Origin of the sequence: Nocardioides zeicaulis, from assembly GCF_042432345.1 — a bacterium.
GTDB classification, from domain to species: Bacteria; Actinomycetota; Actinomycetes; order Propionibacteriales; family Nocardioidaceae; genus Nocardioides; species Nocardioides zeicaulis.
Window position 1 is genome coordinate 57,760 of record NZ_JBHLXH010000001.1, and the last position, 19,772, is coordinate 77,531.

Below are 19,772 nucleotides of genomic sequence, written 5' to 3' on the forward strand. Positions count from 1 at the left end.
CCAACGCGGCCCGCCGGCGGACCCGTCGTCGGTGGTGTGGGCGAGAGTTGTCCCATGACCCGCGTGCAGCTCACCCGTCTGCCGGGCGAGCGCGTGCGAGTCACGGAGGAGGGCGGCCGGACGAGCGAGGTCGACCTCACGGACCTGCCCGCCCTGGTCGCGGCGCGCGAGCCCGAGGGCCCGCGCTGGGTCTGGGACGACACCGCCCGTTGGTACCCGCCGCTGCTCGCCGCCGGCGTCCGGGTGGCCCGCGCCCACGACCTGCGGCTGTGCCACCACCTGCTGCGCCGGGCCCCCGCCGTCGACGCCTCCCTGCTCGACGGGGAGGAGTCGCCGCTCTGGGACCGGCTCGGGCCGGCCGTGCCGAGCGACCCGGTGCTGTTCAGCTCGCTCGACGCCGCCGACCACCTGCGCGCCGACCTCGAGGACGCCCGGCAGCGCGCGGCGGTCGCCGCCTCGTCCGACGCCGCGCGGCTCGGGCTGCTGGTCGCGGCCGAGTCGTCGGGCGCGCTCGCCGCCGCCGAGATGACCCACGCCGGTGTCCCCTGGCGGGTAGACGTGCACGACGCGCTGCTGACCGGGCTGCTCGGCGAGCGGCCGCCGCGCGGCGCCCGCCCCCGGGTCCTCGAGCAGGTCGCCGACGACGTGCGCCGCCTCCTCGGCGCGCCCGGCCTCAACCCCGACTCGCGGCCCGAGCTGCTCGCCGCGCTGCGCCGCAACGACATCGAGCTCACCGACACCCGGGCGTGGTCGCTGCGCTCGGTCGACCACCCGGTCGTCGAGCCGCTGCTGCGCTACAAGAAGCTGGCGCACCTGTTCCAGACCAACGGCTGGGCGTGGATCGACGAGTGGGTGCGCGACGGACGCTTCCGCCCGGTCTACCAGCCGGCCGGCTCGGCGACCGGGCGCTGGTCGTCCAACGGCGGGGGCGCGCTGTCCTTCCCGCAGCAGGTGCGCGCGGCGGCCGTCGCCGACGACGACTGGGCCCTCGTCGTCGCCGACGTCGCCCAGCTCGAACCGCGAGTGCTCGCCGGGATGAGCGGCGACCGGGCGCTGGCCCGGGCCGCACGGGGCGCGGACCTCTACCAAGGCATGGTCGACGACGGTGCCGTGGCGACGCGCCAGCACGCCAAGCTCGGCCTGCTGGGGGCGATGTACGGCGCCACCAGCGGTGAGAGCGGCCGGATGCTCGCCGACCTCAACCGCCGCTACCCCGCCGCCTTCGGGCTGGTCGAGGAGGCGGCTCGCGCGGGCGAGCGCGGGCAGGTCGTGCGCACGCTGCTCGGCCGCGGCTGCCCGCCGCTCGGCGGGNNCGCCCCACGCCCCGCCCGCCGACACCGCCGACCAGGACCGGCACCGCCGCGCGTACGGCAGGTTCACCCGCAACTTCGTGGTGCAGGGCACGGCGGCCGAGTGGGCGTCGTGCTGGATCGCCGACCTCCGCAACCGGCTGTGGGCCCTGGCTGGCGCCGAACCGCTGGACGCCCGTCCGCACCTGGTGTTCTTCCTGCACGACGAGGTCGTGGTGCACACGCCCGTCGGGCTCGCCGACGACGTCGTCGCGGCCGTCGAGGCTGCTGCCCAGGGCGCCGGCGCCCTGCTGTTCCGCGACCTCCCGATCGACTTCCCGCTCTCCGTCTCGGTCGTCAGGTCCTACGCCGAGGCAGGCAAGGGCACCCCGGCGGGCGAGCCGATGCTGTGACATCGGTCTCTCCCCTCGCGGGGAGCGCCCGACCCGGTTTGCCCGGCACCGCGGTTCTTTGGTCTGGTCGAGGGATGGCCATCGGCATGGAACACCCCCACGAGATCCCGACGCCCGACGAGGTGCACCCCGCGCTCGACGCCGCGATCGAGCCCACCGGCCCTCCCCGGCAGGGTCTCGACAGGGTCGTCTTCGGCGTCACCGCCGCGATCAGCGTCGCCTTCCTCGCCTGGGGGTTCATCAGCACCAGCAGCCTGGCCGACGCCTCCGGCACCGGCCTGTCGTGGGTGATGGGCAACGCCGGCTGGCTCTTCGTCCTCACCTCCAGCGCCTTCGTGGTCTTCGTCATCTGGCTCGCCATGGGCAAGTTCGGCAACATCCCGCTCGGCCGTGACGACGAGGAGCCCGAGTTCCGCACGGTGTCGTGGATCGCGATGATGTTCAGCGCCGGCATGGGCATCGGCCTGATGTTCTACGGCGTCAGCGAGCCGGTCACGCACTTCGTCACCCCGCCGCCGGGGACGGGCGAGGCCGGCAACGCCGAGGCCGCCCAGACCGCCATGGCCACGACGATGTTCCACTGGACGCTGCACCCCTGGGCCATCTACGCCGTCGTCGGCCTCGCGGTCGCCTACGGCGTCTACCGCAAGGGCCGCCTCCAGCTGATCAGCTCGGCCTTCGAGCCGCTCCTGGGTCGCCACGCCCACGGGGCCGGCGGCAAGGCGATCGACATGTTCGCCATCTTCGCGACCCTCTTCGGCTCGGCCACCTCGCTCGGCCTCGGCGCCCTGCAGATCGAGTCCGGCCTCCAGATCGTCGCCGGCCTCGGCGACACCGGCAACGCCGTGCTGGTCGGCATCATCGCCGTGCTCACGGCCGCGTTCGTGCTGTCCGCGGTCTCCGGCGTCGCCAAGGGCATCCAGTGGCTGTCGAACGTCAACATGGTGCTCGCCGTGGGTCTGGCGCTCTTCGTGTTCCTCGTCGGGCCGACGGTCTTCATGCTCAACCTCGTGCCGACCTCGATCGGCAGCTACGTCGCCGACCTGCCGATGATGGCCGCGCGCACCGCCGCGGAGGGCGAGGAGACCAGCGACTGGCTCTCCACCTGGACGGTCTTCTACTGGGCCTGGTGGCTGTCGTGGACGCCGTTCGTGGGCATGTTCATCGCCCGCATCTCCCGCGGGCGCACGATCCGCCAGTTCGTCACCGGCGTGCTGCTCGTGCCCAGCCTGGTGAGCGTCGTGTGGTTCTGCATCTTCGGCGGCGCGGCGATCGACCTGCAGGAGAACGGCACCGACATCGCCGGCGCCGGCGGGCTGGAGAACCAGCTCTTCAGCACCCTCGAGGCCTACCCGCTGGCCACCGTCTCCAGCATCGTGGTGATGGTGCTGGTCGGCATCTTCTTCGTCTCCGGCGCCGACGCCGCCTCCATCGTGATGGGCACCCTGTCCGAGCGCGGCACCGCGCACCCGAGCCGGCCCACCGTGATCTTCTGGGGCGTCGCGACCGGTGCCGTCGCGGCGGTGATGCTGCTCGTCGGTGGGGAGGACGCCCTCACCGGCCTCCAGACCATCACCGTCATCGCGGCCCTGCCGTTCGTGGTCATCATGATCGGCCTGGCGGCCGCGCTGGTGAAGGACCTCGGGCAGGACCCGATGGTCGTGCGGCGCAAGTACGCCATCGAGGCCGTCGAGGCCGCGGTCATCACCGGTGTCACCGAGCACGGCGACGACTTCGTGATCTCGGTCGAGAAGGACCCCGAGGCCTGAGCCGCGGCGCGCGGTCGCCGTAGGGTCGTGCCCATGATCGCTCCCCTCCGCGTCGGCTTCGTGACCGGCGCGACCCCGGACAAGTGGGCGCGCCACTGGCGCGAGCGCCGCCGCGAGTCGCTCCACCTCGTGTCGACGACCGAGGCCGACCAGCTCGACGGCGTGCGCGACGGCAGCCTCGACATGGCGATCGTCCGGCTGCCCGTGGACCGCGACGGGCTGCACTGCGTGCGCCTCTACGACGAGGTGCAGGTGGTGGTCGCGTCGGCGGACCACGTGGTCGCCGCGGCCGACGCCGAGGTGAGCCTCGCCGACCTCGTCGACGAGCAGCTCGTGCGCCCGCACCCGAGCGGCTGGACACCCGACGCCGAGCAGCTCGACTGGCCCCCGATGACCGAGCAGGAGGCGATCGAGACGGTCGCCGCCGGCACCGGCGTGGTCATCGTGCCGATGTCGGTCGCCCGCCTCCACCAGCGCAAGGACGTCGTCAGCCGCGTGGTCGCCGACCTCGAGCCCACCACCATCGCGCTGGTCTGGAAGGTCGAGCGCGACGACGACGTCACCCAGGCGTTCGTCGGTGTCACCAAGGGGCGTACGGCGAACACCTCGCGCTGATCGGCTCCTCGGACGTCTGTCTCCGGCCGCACGGGGTACGGGACGGGTCGAGGCGCGGCACCCGGTCGCTCCCGGCAGGAGGGGTGCCATGCGGGTCGTCGTCACCGGAGCGAGCGGCAACGTCGGGACGGCGCTGCTGCGCCGGCTCGCGCAGGACGGCCGGCACGACGTCGTGGGTCTCGCCCGGCGTCCACCGGACAACGGAGGCGCCTCGGCGTACGCGGGCGTGGAGTGGGTGGCCGTGGACCTGTCCCGGCCCGACACCGAGGTCCTGCGCGCGGCCGTGGCGGGTGCCGACGCGGTCGTCCACCTGGCGTGGGGGTTCCAGCCGTCCCACCGGGAGCCGTACCTGCGCTCCCTCGGCGTGGGCGGGACGTCGCGCGTCATCGACGCCGTCACGGCGTGCGGGGTGCCGCACCTGGTGCACATGTCGTCGGTCGGGGCGTACTCCCCCAAGCAGGACGACCTCCCCGTGGCCGAGACCTGGCCCACCGAGGGTGTGCCCACGTCGATGTACAGCCGCCACAAGGCGGCCGCCGAGCGGCTCCTCGACCTGCTCGAGCAGGGCGACTCGGGCACGACCGTCACCCGCCTGCGCCCCGGGATCGTCGGACAGCGCTCCGCCGGCAGCGCGCTGCTGCGCTACGGCCTGCCCGCCCTGGTGCCGTCGGGGGTCGTCGGCCGGGTGCCTGTGCTGCCGGTGGACCGCCGGCTGGTGATCCCGATGGTGCACGCGGACGACGTGGCCGACGCCGTCGTCCGGTCGCTGGAGGCCAAGGCCCAGGGTGCGTTCAACCTCGCCGCGGCCCCGGCGATCACCGCCCAGCACGTCGCCGACGCGCTCGGCGCTCGGCTCGTCCACGTGCCGTCCGCCGCCGTGCGCGCGGCGGTCTCGGGCTCGTGGCACGCGCGGGTACAGCCCCTCGATCCGGGGTGGATCGACCTTGCGTTCGCGGTGCCCCTGCTCGACACGACCCGTGCGCTCACGGAGCTCGGCTGGTCTCCCACCCGCGACGCGCGGTCGGTGCTAGCGGAGACCCTGGACGGCATGCGCGACGCCGACTCGGCCCACTCCCCCGTCCTACGCCCGCGCACGGTCGCCGGCGGCCTGCTCCGCGCCGTCCGACGCGGACCCGTCAGCAGCCGGCGCGTGACCTGACGCGGGTCAGCCGACGCTGTCCACGCGCCATCACGCCACGGCGGGCACCACGTCGTCTCGCGTGCTGATGGCAGTCCACCCGACCAGGACGAGCAGTCCGCCCACGCCCGCGACCGACAGCAGCACCAGTCGGGACTCACGGACGACGGGGCTGCAGGCCGCCGCGATGCGTCGTTCGTCGCCAGCGGGGGTCGCCGAGGCCGGAACGTTGCCGGCGCCCGACATCAGCCACGAGTCGGGGATCGAGGATCCGCAGTGCTGGGTCCGGCCCGTGACCGTGGTCGACAGTCCGTTCTCGGTGCCGATGGCGAAGGCCGCGAGCAGCACCAGCAATCCACCCGCCAGCGCAGCCTTGGCCCAGACCATCCACCGAGCATGGTCCGACCATCCCTGTCGCGCAAGGGTCGGGCTCACCGGCGTCTCCGCACCACCGTCCCGGCAGACCTCGGCGTCGCTCACGAAGCGGCCGACGGTGGTGGTGCTGCCACCCATGCACTCGTGGACCGGTATGCCTTCACGGACATCCAGGCATGGGCCGTGACCGAGCTCCAGTTCCGACGCATGACGGCGACGGACAGGAAGAATCACGAGCAGCGCATGCACGAGCTCCGCGAGCGCGCCACGGCGTCGCAACAGCACCTCGGCCGGGACTGACCCTCCGCCAGACACGGCACATCAGCATGCGCGACCGGGTGGTTCGGGAGGCTGGAGGCCGCCTAGGCGGTCCTGTCGGTGTCGCGTCGCGCGCTGGCCTGCGCTTCCAGGATCGCCCTATCGCGTTGCGTCAGCACGTACATCCCGACTGCGATCCCTGAGATGGCACACGCACCCGCGACGACCCTCAGAGCACGGACGAGCGCCTGGTCGGCGGGAGCAAGAGCCGAATCGTCGAGGTACTCGGCGACACCGAAGAAGTACACGGCGAGCGCGCACGCGACGAGAGACAGCATCCCGACGACGCGGAGAAGCATGGGCTGGACCGGCCGATCGATGTCGACGGAAACCTGCGAGGCAGGCCGCTCCCCGTTGCTCGTCGTCATGGCGGAACGTTCTCACGCGGTCGTGTCCGTCGTCCGGACATTGACGGAGGGCAACGGCCGACAGTGGAAGAACGCGCGGCGTCGCGCGGGCTGGGCGACCTGGTCGCCGTGCGGACGTGCCGGTGGCCCCGCTACCTGATGGGTGGCGGGGTGCGGGGCGGGGTCATGGTCGGCGGGGTTGCGGGATCCGGGGCGGCCCTGTGGTCTGGGGTGGTGTGGGTGGGTTGAGGGCGGTGGTGCCATCCCGGTCGCGGAGGTAGTGGTGGTCGTGGGGGCTGGTCCACTCGAAGACGCCCGGACGCAGGTGGACGTAGCGCCAGGCGGTGTGGGTCTTGAGTCGATGGTGGGACCGGCACAACGGGGCGAGGTTCGAGGTCGCGGTCGGGCCGGGCTGCGGCCGACCGGCGGCTGCTGCGTCGTGGTCGAACGGCACGACGTGGTCGAGGTCGCAGACCCGGGCGGGGCGGGTGCACCACGGGAACACACAGGTCCGGTCACGGAGCACGACCTGCTCGCGGATCAGGTCGGGGATCGCGTAGGTCTCGGCAGTGAGGTCGGCATTCAGGTCCAGGACCGGGCGGATGGTGACCTTGGTCCGCGACGACGTGCACCAGGTCTTGACCTGGTCCAGGAGCGCGAGACGCTGCCCGTTCTCGAGCCGGGCGGTGGGGCCGAACACCGTCTGCTCGCCCGTGACGGCAGCGTCGAGGTGGACGTGGAGCACGACCTCACGGGCTGCTGGGAGGTTGGCACCGCCCGGGGCCGGGGCGGGCGTGCCCTGGGTGTGGAGGTCGAGGGCGGTCTGGGTGCGGGCGAGGTCGCCGAGCGCGGCGGCACGCCGCGCGCCGAGCGCGGCCGTCGAGCCGAGTGCCTTCAAGGCTGCGGCACCGTGCTGGATGGCGGCGTCGAGGTCGTAGGCGTCGGCGAGGTCGAGCTCGGCCTCCATCCTCATCAGGCCGTCGTAATGGACGTGACTCGTGTCGAACGTGACGTGACGGGCGTCGTGGTTGAGGTACTGGTCGGCGGCGAAGTCCTCGTGGTCCTCACCCGCCGCGAAGTCGGGCCGGGGCTCGAGGCTGAGGTCGTAGCGCTTGATGGCCTCCGCGACCAGCCGGTCGAGCTGCGCAGTGCCGACCTTGCCCGCGACGGCCGCGACCTGGGCGTCGATCCACCCGGCCGCCTCGACCGTCAGCGTCGGAACGGTGTGGATGGTCGTCTCGGCCACCAGCCGCGCCCGCCAGGCGGGCACGCGGCCGGCGTGAACCTGGTCCCACAGGCGAGGCAACCGGTGGCGGAGCTCAAGCGCGTGCCCGATCAGCTTCTTCGCCGCCGTGGTCGAGATCCCCAGCACCGCCCCGAGCTCGGGGATGCAGAACTCCGTCACCAGCGGACACCCCGCGCCGGCGATGGGCTCCTCGTGGTCGAAGCCCGGCACGGTGAACGCGGCGGCGTGGTGGACCGACTCGGGCGGGTGCAGGTCGGCCCACCGGGCGGCGAGATCGAGCTGACGGGCAGCAGCGGCATCCTCGGCCTGCCGCTCACTGCGGATCGAGGCGAGCAGGCCGGCGGCGCCGAGGTCGTCGGAGACCTCGCTCACTCCGAGCGCGTTTCGCGTGTCGATCATGTGTTCGATTCTAGGCGAAGGGCCCGACAGTCGTCGATCAGCGGAGGCGACCTGTGGACAGCCTGACCGCCCCGACGACCGGTCTCATGACGCCCGCCGAGTGACCTCCCCTGACCGACGAGAGGCGCCGCCGCCGACCCCCGGCCGGGTCAGCGCCCCCGCCAACCCCCGAGCCAGGAAGCGAGGGTGGTGTCGTGCGTCCAGGGACGGAGCGCAGCGTCCACGGGAGGGCCGGCGGGAGCGAGGTCGGGGCGCCCCCAGCGCTCCGCGCGACGCAGCAGCCGGAGGTCCTGGACCTCCGCGCACCCGTCGGCGACGGAGCGCCGCCCAACGGTGCCGTCGAGGCCCTCCAGCAGCGCGGTCCAGGCGTCGGCACCCCCGCTGAGCCCTCGGCGCACGTCGACGTGGACCCGCGCCGAGCCCGGCAACGGCCCGTCGTCGACCACCACGCGCGGGTCCGGCCCCACCAGGTCGGCGTGCGCGGGCGACACCCGCACCCGGGCACGAGGCAGCGAAGCGAGGACCGAGTCGACCGTGACCAGCAGCTCCGCCTCGCCGAGCGAGGCAGCCAGGGTGACCACGACGTCGGCGGGACCGCGGAGCAGCCCGTGCCACGTCGTGCTCGACGACGCGGTGCGGTCGGCCACCGCGACGGTCTCCGCCAGCTCGGCAACGTCGTGGCGCGGACGCTCGCCCGCGTGCGGGCCGTCGTGCCAGGCAACGGCGTCGCGCCGGTGGGCGACCAGCCCGCCCGCGGTCCACGAGCGGTGGGCGAGCTCCCAGTCCTCGCCCCCGTAGGTCCGGAAGGACTCGTCGAAGCCGCCGACCTCGTCGTACCACCAGCGGCTGCACGCCATGACGGCGCTGATCACGAACCGGTGCGCCGACCCGTCCGCGTCGAGCAGGTCGCGGGTGCGGTCGTAGGCCTCGCCCAGCCACGCCGGCTCGGGCAGCTCCAGTCCGGGCGCGACCGACTCCATGGGCACGTCGGGCCCGACGCCGGCGAGGTCGGCGTGGCGCCGACGCCCCACGACCAGCGCCTCCGGGAGCACCTCCGGCAGCGCGGCCATCCGCTCCACGAACCCGGGCTCCGGGTGGGTGTCGGCGTCGAGCAGCACCAGCACGTCCCCCGTGCTTGCCGCCACGCCCAGGTTGCGCGCCGCTGCCGCACGGAACCCCTCGTCGGCCTGGCGCACCACCCTCACCCCCGGCGGGACCGCGGGCGCCTCGCCGGAGCCGTCATCAGCCACGACGACCTCGTCGGGCACCCGGGTCTGGCGACGCAGCGCCGCCAGCGTCCGGTCGAGCTCGCGCTGCTGCTCGAAGTAGGTGACGACGACCGACACCCGCCGTGGCGACCCGCCGGCCGGCGCCAGGTCCCACCGGTTCCCGGGCACGCTCGTCCCCCAGGGCGGCCTGCTCACGCGCCGACCGTCGCCCACCACGCGCGGTACGCCTCGGCCGTCTGCTCCAGGCGCGGCCCGACGTCGGTCCCGGGGGCGAGCCACGTCGACCCGGGGTCGGCCAGCGCCCTCGCGAGCGCGGGCACCAGGGAGGAGTCGTCGAAGAGCACGATCGTCCCGGGACGCAGCGCGGCCATCTCACGGGCGTACGCGCTGTCGCGGACCAGCGGCCGCCTCCCGGCGGCGATCCACGAGTTCATGCTGCCCGAGGCGGACACGTTCCTGTGCGCGGCCACCGCGACGTCCACCTGCCGCAGCACGCGTACGACGTCGGCCTCGGGCACCCGTCCCGACACCTCCACCGGCACGCCGCGAGCCCGGCTCGTGGTCCTCAGGACGTCCACCTCGTCGTCGTGCCCCGGGGCCGCGCCGCCGAGGACGCGCACGCGGGCCATGACGCCCGACCGGCGCAGCGCTGCAGCCGCGCGGACGACGTGCCGGTGGCCCTTGCCCGGGTAGACGTAGCCGAACACGCCGAGCACCGGCTCGTCGACGGCGCCGTGCGCGCGCGGCGCGCCGGGCGTCGTCGACACGATCGGGAGCGGGATCACGGACCCGCTGGCCCCCGGCGCGGACCACCGCTCGACCAGCGCGTGCTCGTGCCGGGAGTTGGTCGCCCAGGCGTGGCTGGCGCGCACGATGCGGCCGTACGCCGCGGCGCGGGCAGCGAAGACGGGACCGTCCGTCGGCTGCGGGACGTCGTGCAGCGTCACGGTCAGCCGCACCCGGCGCGCCAGCGCTTCGAGCGCCTCCGCCGCCTCGGCGGGCGTCCGGCTGAACAGCCGGTCGGTCACGTGCACGTGCACGGGCGCGCCCACGCGGAGCTCCGCCGCCTCGCGGACGACCGGCGCCCCGGCCGCCGCAGCCACCTCGCCCGCATAGCGCGTGACGCCGTGGGTGTCCGGGCCCACCAGCAGGTGGTGCGGCACTGTGGAGTCGTCGGTCGTCCGGAGCAGCACGAGGACATCCTGCTGAATGGGGTCAAGCCGCGCACCCCTCCGGGCGGGGCCGGCTCCCGGCGCGGGGGGCTCAGAGCTCGCGCTCGAGCCAGTCCCCCAGGAAGCGGGCGGAGGCGGCGACCGTCGACGGCCAGTCGAGGGCGGACTCGTCGGCCTCGTCGGAGACGTGCTTGACCAGGCGCACCGGGACACCGGCCCGGAGCGCAGCCCACGCGACGGCGTAGCCCTCCATGTCGACGAGGTGGGCCTGGGCGGCGAGGGCGTCGCGCACCGCGGGGTCGGTGACGAAGACGTCGCCCGTGGCGAGCACGACGTCGGACTTGCCCACCACCAGTCGCTCCTGCGGGTCGTGCCCGAGGGCGCGTACGGCGTCGGCGCTCAGGTCGTGGTTGAGCACCGCTCCCGCCTCGAACAGCCCGGTCAGGCCGGGCCGCAGCGCCCCGGCGGTGCCGAGGTTGACGACGGTGAGGCCGTCGAGGTCGTCGTACGACGCCAGGGCGCGCGCAGTCGCTGCGGCAGCGGCGACCTTGCCCATGCCGGTGACCACCAGCGGGAGGGCGGGCGGGACGTGCGCGGCCTCCGCCGCGGTCGCACTGACGACCAGCACCCGGTTCACCCGGCGTCCCGGTGCTTGCCGCGGCGCGAGTGCGGGGTGGCGAGGACGGCCTCGACGCGGTCGGCGTCCCAGGGCTCGCCGAGCCAGTCGAAGAGCCCGCGCAGCGACCCCGGGTCGGCGACGTAGTCGTCGTAGTGGACGCGGTGCACGGCGTCGCCGAGGCCCTCCGCAGCGGCGAGCATCTTCTGCTCGATCGCGCTCACCTGGCCGAGCGGGTCGTCCTTGTGGGTCCAGTAGTTGCTGGCCGCGACGTCCTCGAGGTTGCGCGTGTTGAGCACGAAGCGGGCGCCGGGGAACACCTGCCGGAGGAACGCGAGGTAGTCGGGCAGGTCCGCGTCGTACCAGCGGATCTCCTTGTAGCCCGTCACCCGCGTGCCCGGCTCCGGGCGCAGCAGCGTCGCCTCGGCGAGCGCGCGGATGTGCTCCAGCGACGCCTGCTCCGGGAACCCCTCGATGCCGAACCACGGGTGGGTCGGCTGGCTCGCACGCGCCGGGTCGACGCGGTCACGCTCGGCGAGCCCGCTGCGGTGGAAGTCGTAGAGGTGGCGCATGGCGTGGCGGTTCTCTCCGCGGATCAGCCAGCCCGGGATCGAGTTGAGGATGCCCATCAGCAGGGTCGAGCCCGACCTGCCGTAGGTCATCACGAAGACGTGCCGCAGCTCCTGCACCCCAAGCCCCCGCGTCACCAGGACTTCTCGAGCGGGCGTCCCTCGTGGAACCCCGCGGCGGACTGCACACCGACCAGCGCGTTCTCGTGCAGCTCGGCCAGCGTGGACGCGCCGGCGTAGGTGCACGAGGAGCGCACGCCGGAGCAGATCTGGTCGATCAGGTCCTCCACGCCCGGGCGCTGGGGGTCGAGGTACATCCGCGAGGAGGAGATGCCCTCCTCGTAGAGGCCCTTGCGCGCCCGGTCGTACGACGACTCGCCCGCCGTGCGGTTGGCCACGGCCCGCGCCGACGCCATGCCGAAGGACACCTTGAACGGCCGTCCGTCGGCGTCGTGCATGAGGTCGCCGGGCGACTCGTGGGTGCCGGCGAACCACGACCCGATCATCACCGACGACGCGCCGGCGGCGAGCGCGAGGGCGACGTCGCGCGGGTGCCGCACTCCCCCGTCGGCCCACACGTGGGCGCCCAGCTCGCGCGCGGCGGCGGCGCACTCGAGCACCGCGGAGAACTGGGGCCGGCCGACGCCGGTCATCATGCGGGTGGTGCACATGGCGCCGGGCCCGACCCCGACCTTGACGATGTCGGCTCCCGCCTCGACGAGCGCCCGGGTGCCCTCGGCGGAGACCACGTTGCCGGCCGCGACCGGCACGGTGGGCGACAGCGCCCGGACGGCCTGCAGCGCCTGGAGCATGCGGTCCTGGTGGCCGTGGGCGGTGTCGACGACGAGGCAGTCGACACCGGCGGCGAGCAGCTGCCCGGCGCGCTGGGCGACCTCGCCGTTGACGCCGACGGCCGCCGCGACCCGCAGCCCGCCGGTGGCGTCGACGGCGGGCGCGTAGAGCGTCGCGCGCAGGGCGCCGAGCCGGGTCAGCACGCCGACCAGCGTGCCGCTGTCGGACACCGCGACGGCGAGCGGCGCCTTGGCCCGCTCGATCGCGTCGTAGGCCTCGCGCGGGTCGGTGGTCGCCGAGACGGTCACGACGTCGCGGTTCATCACCGACCCGACCTGCGCGAAGCGGTCGACCTCGACGCAGTCGGACTCGGACACGACGCCCACCGGGCGGCCGTCCTCGACGACCACGGCGGCGCGGTGCGCACGCTTGGGGATCAGGGAGAGCGCCTCGGCGACCGTCTGGTCCGGACGCAGCTCGATCGGGGTGTCGAAGACGGTGTGGCGCTGCTTGACCCACGCGACGACGTCGGCGACGACGGGGATCGGGATGTCCTGCGGGATCACCGTCAGCCCGCCGCGGCGCGCGACGGTCTCGGCCATCCGGCGCCCCGCGATCGCGGTCATGTTGGCCACGACCAGCGGCAGCGTCGCACCGGTGCCGTCGGCGGTGGCGAGGTCGACGTCGTAGCGGCTCGCGACCGCCGAGTGGCGGGGCACCATGAAGACGTCGTCGTAGGTCAGGTCATGCGGCGGTGCCGCGTCGAGGAACTGCACGTGGCGCAACTCTACGCACCCTCGCCGGGCAGCCGCGGCGGTCGCAGCCCGACGTCGGCGAGCTCGAGCGCCGCGAGCGCGCGCACCACCGCGGGGTCCCGGTCGCGCCAGGCGCCGGCAGGGTCGTCGCTGACCCGCGCGAGGACGTGCATCGGCTGGTGCGCGAGCGCGCGCAGGGCGAAGAGGTCGAGGTCCTCACGGGCGTCGACGAACCGGGCACCCGCGGTCGCCTCGCGCGCGAACCGCCACCGGACCGGCAGGTGCACCGCCGCCACCACGAGGATGGGGACGAGCGCCACCGACAGCCCCAGCAGCAGGGCGAGGCGCTCGACGGCGTCCACGGTGTCGCGACCGGCGGACGCGATGCCGTCGGAGGCCTCCGCGGCCCGGTCGAACGGCACCGCGAGCTCGTCGCCCACGAGGGGCGCGCCACCGAGGCGCTCGCCCGCGTCACGGAGGTTGTCGGCCATCGACGTCGCCGCCGAGTCGGTCTGCCGCGCCGGTCCGGCGAGCTCCATCGTGCCGTCGTGCACCGCGTGGCCGGCCCACACCCACAGCACCAGCCAGGCCACGAAGAGGAGGTCGGCGGTGACCTGGCGGGTCCGGCGCAGCGGCGTGTCGGCGTAGAGCTTCATGGCGACACTGTCGCACTGCGACGGCTCAGGCCTGGGCGCTCACCGCGTCCTGGAGTGCCCGCCAGGTGCGGTCGACGTCGGCCTCGGTCGTGCGCCAGCTGCCGACCGCCACCCGGATCGCTGCGCGGCCCTCGACGGTCGTGTGGCTCAGGTACGCCTCGCCCGAGGCGTTGACCGCCTCCATCGCGGCCAGGGTCTGCTCGTCGCCGGCACGCACCCTAAGCACCACCAGCGACAGCGACGGCTGCGTGACCAGCTCGAACCGGTCGTCGGCCGCGACGTGCGCCGCGACCCGCCGGGCCAGCGCGACGCCCGACCGCACGTGGGCCCGCAGCCCCTCGAGGCCGTAGGTCCGCAGCACGGCCCACAGCTTCAGCGAGCGGAACCGGCGCCCGAGCTGCGGGTGCCAGTCGCGGTAGTCGACGACCGCACCCGACTCCGTCGCGGCGTTGCGGAGGTACTCCGGCAGGATCGTCAGCGCACCGGTCAGCGCCGCCCGGTCGCGCACCCAGAACGTGCTGCAGTCGAAGGTCGTCAGCAGCCACTTGTGCGGGTTCGTGACGAACGAGTCGGCGTCCTCCACGCCTCGCAGGTGCCCGCGCAGCTCCGGGCACACCGCCGCCACGCCGGCCCAGGCGCCGTCGACGTGGACCCAGAGGTCGTCGTGGGCGCGGGCGAGCCCGACCACCGCCGCCACGTCGTCGGTGGCGCCCGTCGAGGTGGACCCGCAGGCGACGTGCACCATCACCGGCCGGCGGCCCGCGGCGACGTCGGCATCGACCGCCTCGCGCAGCGCGGCGACGTCCATCGCCTGCGTCGCCGGGTCGACCGCGACCGCCCGCACCGACTCCTCGCCGAGCCCGGCCATCATCGCGGCCTTGACCAGCGAGGAGTGCGCCTGCGTGGAGCCGTAGACGGTCCACTGCTCGTGCCCCGCACCACGACGTCGTACGTCACCTGCGCTGGCGCGGTGCAGGGCGGCGAGCAGCGCGGTGAGGGTGGCGGTCGACGCGGTGTCCTGGATGACGCCGCCTCCCGGGCCGTCGCTGCGGAACGCCGCGGGCAGCCCGAGCGCGTCGGCGAGCCAGTCGAGCACCACCTGCTCCACCTCGGTGACGGCCGGGCTGGTGGCCCAGATCATCCCCTGGGCGCCGATGCCGCTGGAGAGCAGGTCGCCGAGGATCGCTGCGGGCGAGGAGTTGGCCGGGAAGTAGGCGAAGAAGCGCGGGTGCTGCCAGTGCGTGAGGCCCGGCACGACGACGCGGTCGAGGTCGGCGAGCAGCGCGTCGAACGGCTCGCCGGTCTCGGGGGCGGACGCCGGCATCAGCGCCGCCACCTCACCCGGCGCGACCTGGGACCGCACCGGCAGGTCGTCGAGGGCGGCCCAGTAGTCGGCGATCCAGTCGATGGCGGCGTGGCCCTGGCGGCGGAACTCCTCGGGCGACATGTGCCCCGGTGCGCTCTCTGGCATGGGGCGAACGTACCGGTCGGGTCGGGTGCGCGTACTCAGGGCGGATCGGGTAGCGCGACACGTCCGTGCGACGCCGGGCGTCGGCACGCTTCTGCCATGCCCTCCAAGACCGACACCACCGCCAAGAACACCGCCGCCTTCGCCATGCAGGCCACCATCTCGTTCGGTGCCTCGCTCTTCGCCATGCTGGTCGCGATCTACTTCATGGAGGCCGACCCGTGGATCAAGGGCTTCCTCGCCCTCGGCACGCTCTACCTCACCACCTCGACGTTCACCCTCGCCAAGGTCGTGCGCGACCAGCAGGAGGACGCGCGGGTCTTCCACCGCATCGACCAGGCCCGCGTCGACAAGCTCCTCGCCGAGCACGACCCCTTCAAGTCCGTCTCCTGAGCGAGTCCTGACCGACTCCGTGGGCGAGTCCCTCACCTCGTGCCCGTTGCCACGCCCACAACGAGACGAAGTCCCCGCACGTGCGGGGACTTCGTCATGCCGCGACCGCCCTCAGCGGAGCTCGCTGCTCGACAGCCCGAGCAGCCGACGGGCGACGATGAGCTGCTGGATCTGCTGGGTGCCCTCGAAGATGTCGAGGATCTTGGAGTCGCGGGCCCACTTCTCCAGCAGCTCGGCCTCGCTGAAGCCGAGGGTGCCGCACAGCTCGACGCACGAGAGGGTCACGTCGGACCCCACGCGCCCGGCCTTCGCCTTGGCCATCGAGGCCTCGAGGGAGTTGGGCCGGCGGTTGTCGGCCATCCACGCGGCCTGCATCATCAGCAGCCGAGCGCCCTCCCAGTCGGCCTCGAGCTGGAGCAGCTTCGCGGCAGCGGCGCTCTGCACCTGGGCGGGCCGGTCGTAGTCGACCGTGACGCCCGCCTGCTCGAGCAGGTCGCGGGTGAGGTCCAGGGAGGCGCGGGCGCAGCCGACCGCCATCCCGGCGACCATCGGCCGGGTGTTGTCGAAGGTCGCCATGGCGCCGGCGAAGCCGGACTTCACGTCGATCTCCGGCGACCCGAGGAGATCCTCGGCCGGCACGCGGCAGTCGGTGAAGGTGATCGCGGCGGTGTCGGAGGCGCGGATGCCGAGCTTGTGCTCGAGCCGCTCCACCCTGAGCCCGGGGTTGTCCTTGCGGACCAGGAACGACTTGATCGCCGCCCGGCCGAGCTCCTTGTCGAGGGTCGCCCACACGACCACGCTGTCGGCGCGGTCCCCGGAGGTGACGTAGATCTTCTCGCCGTTGATGACGTACTCGTCGCCGTCCCTGACGGCCGTCGTGGTGATGTTGGCCGAGTCGGAGCCCGTGCCCGGCTCGGTGATCGCCATTGCCGCCCACGTGCCGCGGTAGCGCTCGAGCTGCTCCTCGGTGGCCACCGAGGCGATGGCCGAGTTGCCCAGGCCCTGGCGCGGCATCGAGAGCAGCAGCGCGGTGTCGCCCCAGCACATCTCGGCGATCGAGAGCACCGACGCGAGGTTGGCGCCGTTGCGCACCCCTGCGCCGGAGGCGTCGGACGGCTTGTCCCGTCGTACGCCGCCGGCACCCGCGCCGCTGGTGGCGCCGGTCGCGGACACGCCGTCGATGAGCGCGGCGAGCATGTCGAGCTCCTTGGGGTACTCGTGCTCGGCGCGGTCGTAGGTGCGCGAGATGGGGCGCAGCATGTTCATCGCGAGCTGGTGGGCCTGGTCGACCAGGCCGGCGTGCTTCCTCGGGACCTCCAGGTTGATCGCCATCAGACCAGCACCGCACCTTCCATGACACCGACGGCCCGCAGGTCGCGGTACCACCGTTCGACGGGGTGTTCCTTCACGAAGCCGTGGCCGCCGAGCAGCTGGACGCCGTCGAGGCCGATCCGCATGCCCTTCTCGACGCACAGCTGGCGGGCCAGCGCCACCTCGCGCCGGAAGTCCTCGCCGCGCCCGGCGCGCGAGGCGGCCTTCCAGGTGAGCAGCCGCATCGCCTGCAGCTCGATCGCCATGTCGGCGACCATGAACGCCACTGATTGGCGGTGGCTGATCGGCTCCCCGAAGGCCTCGCGCTCGTTGACGTAGACCTTCGTGTAGTCGAGCACCGCCTGCGCGGTGCCGACGGCCAGCGCGCACCACGCGAGGCGCGAGAGGCGGACGCACTCGGCGTACGCGGTGCCGTCGGCGTCGCCGAGCAGCGCGTCGGCGGGCACGCGCACGCCGCGCAGGTGCAGCCGGGACAGGCTCGCGGCGCGCAGCCCCATCGACGGGTCGGCCTCCACCTCGAGGCCTGCGGCGCCAGCCTCGACGAGGACGAGGGCGGGGGTGCCGTCGAGGCTGGCGGCGACGACGAACAGCTCGGCCTCAGCCCCACGGACGACGCCCGACTTCACGCCGTCCAGGACGATCTCGTCACCGTCACGACGCGCGCTGGTGGCAGGCGCGAGGGGGTCGAAGAGGACCGTCGGCTCGGCGATGCACAGCGCGGCGACCGCGACGTCGTCGCCGGTGAACGCCGGCAGGTAGGTCTGCTGCTGGGCGTCGGTGCCCCACAGCGCCAGTGCCGTGGCGACGGAGCCCGGCGCGAGCGAGGCCACGGCCAGGCCCATGTCGCCGCGGGCCAGCGCCTCGGCCACGAGCGTGGCCGCCATCGTGGAGCGCTCCTCCATGATGCCGCCGAGCGCCTCGGGGACCCCGAGGACCGGCAGGCCCACCTCGCGGGTCGCCGCCAGCACCTCGGCGGGCGCCGCGCACGCGTCGTCGGCGGCGGACGCCGCCGGGCGCAGCACCTCCTCGGCCAGCTCGGTGACCACGTCGACGAGCATCTGCTCGTCCTCGGTGGGCGTGAGGTCGAAGACGCCCCGCGCGGGAGCCGCGGCGGGGCGGGTGCCGCCGGACCGCCTCCCCGCGCGGGCGAAGGTGCGCCCAGCCACTGTGGCGACGCGGAAGCCGTTGCGCGTGGTCGAGTAGACGACCTGCTCGGCCTGCCGCCGCAGGCCGACGCGGTCGAGGAGGTCGCTCTGCGCCAGCCGGTTCACGGCGGCGACGGCGAGGCCGATCGGGTCGCGCGTCTCCTTCGACGACAAGCCGTGACGACCTCCCGGGCGGAGGCTGCTGAAGAGGGGCATGGCACAAATGTAACTGCGAGTTACAGGCTGCGCCAGAGGGCGTCCCGTGGTGCGGGCCACCCGACCCCCGCTCGCTAGGATCACTGCATGCCCGACGACGACCCCACCGCCGTGCCCCCCGCCGTCCCCGACGACGTCCGGGCTCCCCACGGGCCCCTCCCCGAGGGCGGCACCGCCCGCCCGATCACCCGCTGGGGCACCCCGGTGATGCACGCGCCGCAGCAGCAGGTCACGACCTACGACGACGCGCTCGCGACGCTGGCCGCCGACATGGTCGCCACGATGTACGCCGCCGACGGCGTCGGCCTCGCTGCGTGCCAGGTCGGCGAGGACGTGGCGATGTTCGTCTTCGACTGCCCCGACGACGACGGCGTGCGCACCGTCGGCCTGGTCTGCAACCCGGTCCTGACGCTGCCCGAGGGCCGCGAGCGCCGCCTCGACGACGACGACGAGGGCTGCCTGTCCTTCCCGGGCTCCTTCGAGCCCTGCCCGCGCCCCGACTGGGCGCGCGTCGACGGCACCGGCCTCGACGGGGAGCCGGTGAGCTTCGAGGGCACCGGCCTGCTGGCGCGGTGCCTCCAGCACGAGACCGACCACACCCTCGGCACGGTCTTCGGCGACCGGCTCTCGGCGAAGTCACGCAAGCGGCTGACGAAGAAGCACGACGCGGCCGCCGAGGACTACCCCCTCGACTGGCCCGCCGGACAGGGCTGAGCGCGCACGATGAGCGAGCTGCGCATCACGCGCGAGAACGCACGCTTCCAGCAGTGGGAGGCGCTGCTGACCAACCGGTCCAAGCGCCACCGCAACCGCGAGTTCCTGGTCCAGGGCGTGCGCCCCGTCACGCGCGCGATCGCCGAGGGCTGGACGGTGCGCCAGCTGCTGCGCGCCGAGGGGTCCTCCTCGGAGTGGGCGGAGCAGACGTGGACCGGCACCGACGCCGAACGGGTGGTGCTCTCCCCCGAGCTGCACGCCCGGCTGAGCGGCAAGGACGGGTCCGAGCTCGTCGCGGTCGTCGAGATGCCCGAGGACGGCGTGGTCCGGCTCGCCGGGTCGGCGCGCCCGCACGGCCCGGTCGTGGTCTTCGACCGCCCGACCAGCCCCGGCAACATCGGCACGCTGGCCCGCTCGGCCGACGCGTTCGGCGCCTCCGCGCTGGTCGTCACCGGGCACGCCGCGGACCCCTACGACCCCCAGTGCGTGCGCGCGAGCACCGGCTCCCTCTTCGCCCTCACCGTCCTGCGGGTGCCCGGGCCGGGACCGGTCGTCGAGCACGCCCACGCCCACGGCTACCGCATCGTCGGCACCGACGAGGAGGGCACCCCGCTCGACGGCGTCGACCTGTCGGGCCGGCTGGTGCTCGTGGTCGGCAACGAGACCCACGGGCTGTCCTCGGGGTGGCGCGCGGCGTGCGACGACGTCGCCAGCATCGCCATGGTCGGCTCGGCCTCGTCCCTCAACGCCGCCGTGGCGGGATCCCTCGTGCTCCACGAGGCCCTGCGGCAGCGCGGCTGACGGCG

18 protein-coding genes are annotated in these 19,772 nt (G+C 74.0%); 6 read left to right on the forward strand and 12 right to left on the reverse strand.

Annotated features, from left to right (window positions below; all coding sequences use genetic code 11):
- The first annotated feature begins 54 nt into the window (after window positions 1-54).
- The 3 genes from ACFFJG_RS00325 (at window position 55) to ACFFJG_RS00335 (ending at window position 5,245) form a co-directional block, all read left to right on the forward strand.
- Window positions 55-3,471 (forward strand): bifunctional 3'-5' exonuclease/DNA polymerase, encoded by a 3,417-nt coding sequence (locus tag ACFFJG_RS00325; protein WP_378516621.1) that lies wholly within the window; start codon window positions 55-57, stop codon window positions 3,469-3,471.
- A 33-nt stretch (window positions 3,472-3,504) separates the two neighbouring features.
- The gene (locus ACFFJG_RS00330) at window positions 3,505-4,086 is read left to right on the forward strand and encodes a LysR family substrate-binding domain-containing protein (protein WP_378516622.1); all 582 of its coding nucleotides are present in this window, start codon (window positions 3,505-3,507) and stop codon (window positions 4,084-4,086) included.
- 88 nt (window positions 4,087-4,174) lie between these two features.
- Window positions 4,175-5,245: an NAD-dependent epimerase/dehydratase family protein gene (locus ACFFJG_RS00335; RefSeq protein WP_378516623.1), complete on the forward strand. Its 1,071-nt coding sequence runs from the start codon at window positions 4,175-4,177 to the stop codon at window positions 5,243-5,245.
- A gap of 30 nt (window positions 5,246-5,275) precedes the next feature.
- On the opposite strand, the gene ACFFJG_RS00340 is transcribed toward ACFFJG_RS00335, so the two are convergent.
- The 10 genes from ACFFJG_RS00340 to ACFFJG_RS00385 form a co-directional block, all read right to left on the reverse strand.
- Window positions 5,276-5,884, reverse strand: coding sequence for a hypothetical protein (locus ACFFJG_RS00340; protein ID WP_378516624.1), 609 nt, complete (start codon window positions 5,882-5,884; stop codon window positions 5,276-5,278).
- A 77-nt stretch (window positions 5,885-5,961) separates the two neighbouring features.
- Window positions 5,962-6,285, reverse strand: coding sequence for a hypothetical protein (locus tag ACFFJG_RS00345; protein WP_378516625.1), 324 nt, complete (start codon window positions 6,283-6,285; stop codon window positions 5,962-5,964).
- 163 nt (window positions 6,286-6,448) lie between these two features.
- Window positions 6,449-7,909, reverse strand: a complete 1,461-nt coding sequence (locus ACFFJG_RS00350; protein ID WP_378516626.1) for an HNH endonuclease signature motif containing protein — start codon at window positions 7,907-7,909, stop codon at window positions 6,449-6,451.
- Between the two features lie 149 nt (window positions 7,910-8,058).
- Window positions 8,059-9,333, reverse strand: a complete 1,275-nt coding sequence (locus ACFFJG_RS00355; protein WP_378516627.1) for a glycosyltransferase — start codon at window positions 9,331-9,333, stop codon at window positions 8,059-8,061.
- Window positions 9,330-10,331, reverse strand: a complete 1,002-nt coding sequence (locus ACFFJG_RS00360) for a glycosyltransferase family protein (RefSeq protein ID WP_378516628.1) — start codon at window positions 10,329-10,331, stop codon at window positions 9,330-9,332. Before ACFFJG_RS00360 ends, ACFFJG_RS00355 begins: the two co-directional genes overlap by 4 nt.
- Before the next feature lie 70 nt (window positions 10,332-10,401).
- On the reverse strand, window positions 10,402-10,947 hold the full coding sequence (locus ACFFJG_RS00365; RefSeq protein WP_378516629.1) for a nucleosidase: 546 nt from the start codon (window positions 10,945-10,947) through the stop codon (window positions 10,402-10,404).
- Window positions 10,944-11,633: a sulfotransferase family protein gene (locus ACFFJG_RS00370; protein WP_378516630.1), complete on the reverse strand. Its 690-nt coding sequence runs from the start codon at window positions 11,631-11,633 to the stop codon at window positions 10,944-10,946. Before ACFFJG_RS00370 ends, ACFFJG_RS00365 begins: the two co-directional genes overlap by 4 nt.
- Complete coding sequence (locus ACFFJG_RS00375; protein WP_378516631.1) at window positions 11,630-13,063, reverse strand: GuaB1 family IMP dehydrogenase-related protein; 1,434 nt, start codon at window positions 13,061-13,063, stop codon at window positions 11,630-11,632. The genes ACFFJG_RS00370 and ACFFJG_RS00375 overlap by 4 nt, the downstream gene beginning before the upstream one ends.
- Before the next feature lie 11 nt (window positions 13,064-13,074).
- Window positions 13,075-13,698 (reverse strand): hypothetical protein, encoded by a 624-nt coding sequence (locus ACFFJG_RS00380; protein WP_378516632.1) that lies wholly within the window; start codon window positions 13,696-13,698, stop codon window positions 13,075-13,077.
- 25 nt (window positions 13,699-13,723) lie between these two features.
- The gene (locus ACFFJG_RS00385) at window positions 13,724-15,169 is read right to left on the reverse strand and encodes a pyridoxal-dependent decarboxylase (protein WP_378516633.1); all 1,446 of its coding nucleotides are present in this window, start codon (window positions 15,167-15,169) and stop codon (window positions 13,724-13,726) included.
- A gap of 96 nt (window positions 15,170-15,265) precedes the next feature.
- On the opposite strand from ACFFJG_RS00385, the gene ACFFJG_RS00390 reads away from it, so the two are divergent.
- The gene (locus ACFFJG_RS00390) at window positions 15,266-15,559 is read left to right on the forward strand and encodes a YiaA/YiaB family inner membrane protein (protein WP_378516634.1); all 294 of its coding nucleotides are present in this window, start codon (window positions 15,266-15,268) and stop codon (window positions 15,557-15,559) included.
- 111 nt (window positions 15,560-15,670) lie between these two features.
- Here the strand turns inward: ACFFJG_RS00390 and ACFFJG_RS00395 are convergent, their stop codons facing one another.
- Both ACFFJG_RS00395 and ACFFJG_RS00400 read right to left on the reverse strand, forming a co-directional pair.
- Window positions 15,671-16,891 carry an acyl-CoA dehydrogenase family protein gene (locus tag ACFFJG_RS00395; protein WP_378516635.1) on the reverse strand — a complete coding sequence of 407 codons (1,221 nt, stop codon included), beginning with the start codon at window positions 16,889-16,891 and terminating at the stop codon, window positions 15,671-15,673.
- Window positions 16,891-18,252 (reverse strand): acyl-CoA dehydrogenase family protein, encoded by a 1,362-nt coding sequence (locus ACFFJG_RS00400; RefSeq protein ID WP_378516636.1) that lies wholly within the window; start codon window positions 18,250-18,252, stop codon window positions 16,891-16,893. Before ACFFJG_RS00400 ends, ACFFJG_RS00395 begins: the two co-directional genes overlap by 1 nt.
- Window positions 18,253-18,339: 87 nt before the next feature.
- Between ACFFJG_RS00400 and def the strand changes: the two genes are divergently transcribed.
- Both def and ACFFJG_RS00410 read left to right on the forward strand, forming a co-directional pair.
- The gene (gene def / locus ACFFJG_RS00405; protein WP_378516637.1) at window positions 18,340-18,966 is read left to right on the forward strand and encodes a peptide deformylase; all 627 of its coding nucleotides are present in this window, start codon (window positions 18,340-18,342) and stop codon (window positions 18,964-18,966) included.
- A gap of 9 nt (window positions 18,967-18,975) precedes the next feature.
- The gene (locus ACFFJG_RS00410) at window positions 18,976-19,767 is read left to right on the forward strand and encodes a TrmH family RNA methyltransferase (RefSeq protein ID WP_378516638.1); all 792 of its coding nucleotides are present in this window, start codon (window positions 18,976-18,978) and stop codon (window positions 19,765-19,767) included.
- The last annotated feature ends 5 nt before the right edge of the window (window positions 19,768-19,772 follow it).

Excerpts from the sequence above, each read along its gene's own strand:
- ACFFJG_RS00345 (WP_378516625.1), bottom strand. The coding sequence starts at position 6,285 with ATGACGACGAGCAACGGGGAGCGGCCTGCCTCGCAGGTTTCCGTCGAC.
- ACFFJG_RS00400 (WP_378516636.1), bottom strand. The coding sequence starts at position 18,252 with ATGCCCCTCTTCAGCAGCCTCCGCCCGGGAGGTCGTCACGGCTTGTCG.
- ACFFJG_RS00380 (WP_378516632.1), bottom strand. The coding sequence starts at position 13,698 with ATGAAGCTCTACGCCGACACGCCGCTGCGCCGGACCCGCCAGGTCACC.
- ACFFJG_RS00350 (WP_378516626.1), bottom strand. The coding sequence starts at position 7,909 with ATGATCGACACGCGAAACGCGCTCGGAGTGAGCGAGGTCTCCGACGAC.
- ACFFJG_RS00335 (WP_378516623.1), top strand. The coding sequence starts at position 4,175 with ATGCGGGTCGTCGTCACCGGAGCGAGCGGCAACGTCGGGACGGCGCTG.
- def (WP_378516637.1), top strand. The coding sequence starts at position 18,340 with ATGCCCGACGACGACCCCACCGCCGTGCCCCCCGCCGTCCCCGACGAC.
- ACFFJG_RS00395 (WP_378516635.1), bottom strand. The coding sequence starts at position 16,891 with ATGGCGATCAACCTGGAGGTCCCGAGGAAGCACGCCGGCCTGGTCGAC.
- ACFFJG_RS00385 (WP_378516633.1), bottom strand. The coding sequence starts at position 15,169 with ATGCCAGAGAGCGCACCGGGGCACATGTCGCCCGAGGAGTTCCGCCGC.
- ACFFJG_RS00410 (WP_378516638.1), top strand. The coding sequence starts at position 18,976 with ATGAGCGAGCTGCGCATCACGCGCGAGAACGCACGCTTCCAGCAGTGG.
- ACFFJG_RS00390 (WP_378516634.1), top strand. The coding sequence starts at position 15,266 with ATGCCCTCCAAGACCGACACCACCGCCAAGAACACCGCCGCCTTCGCC.
- ACFFJG_RS00330 (WP_378516622.1), top strand. The coding sequence starts at position 3,505 with ATGATCGCTCCCCTCCGCGTCGGCTTCGTGACCGGCGCGACCCCGGAC.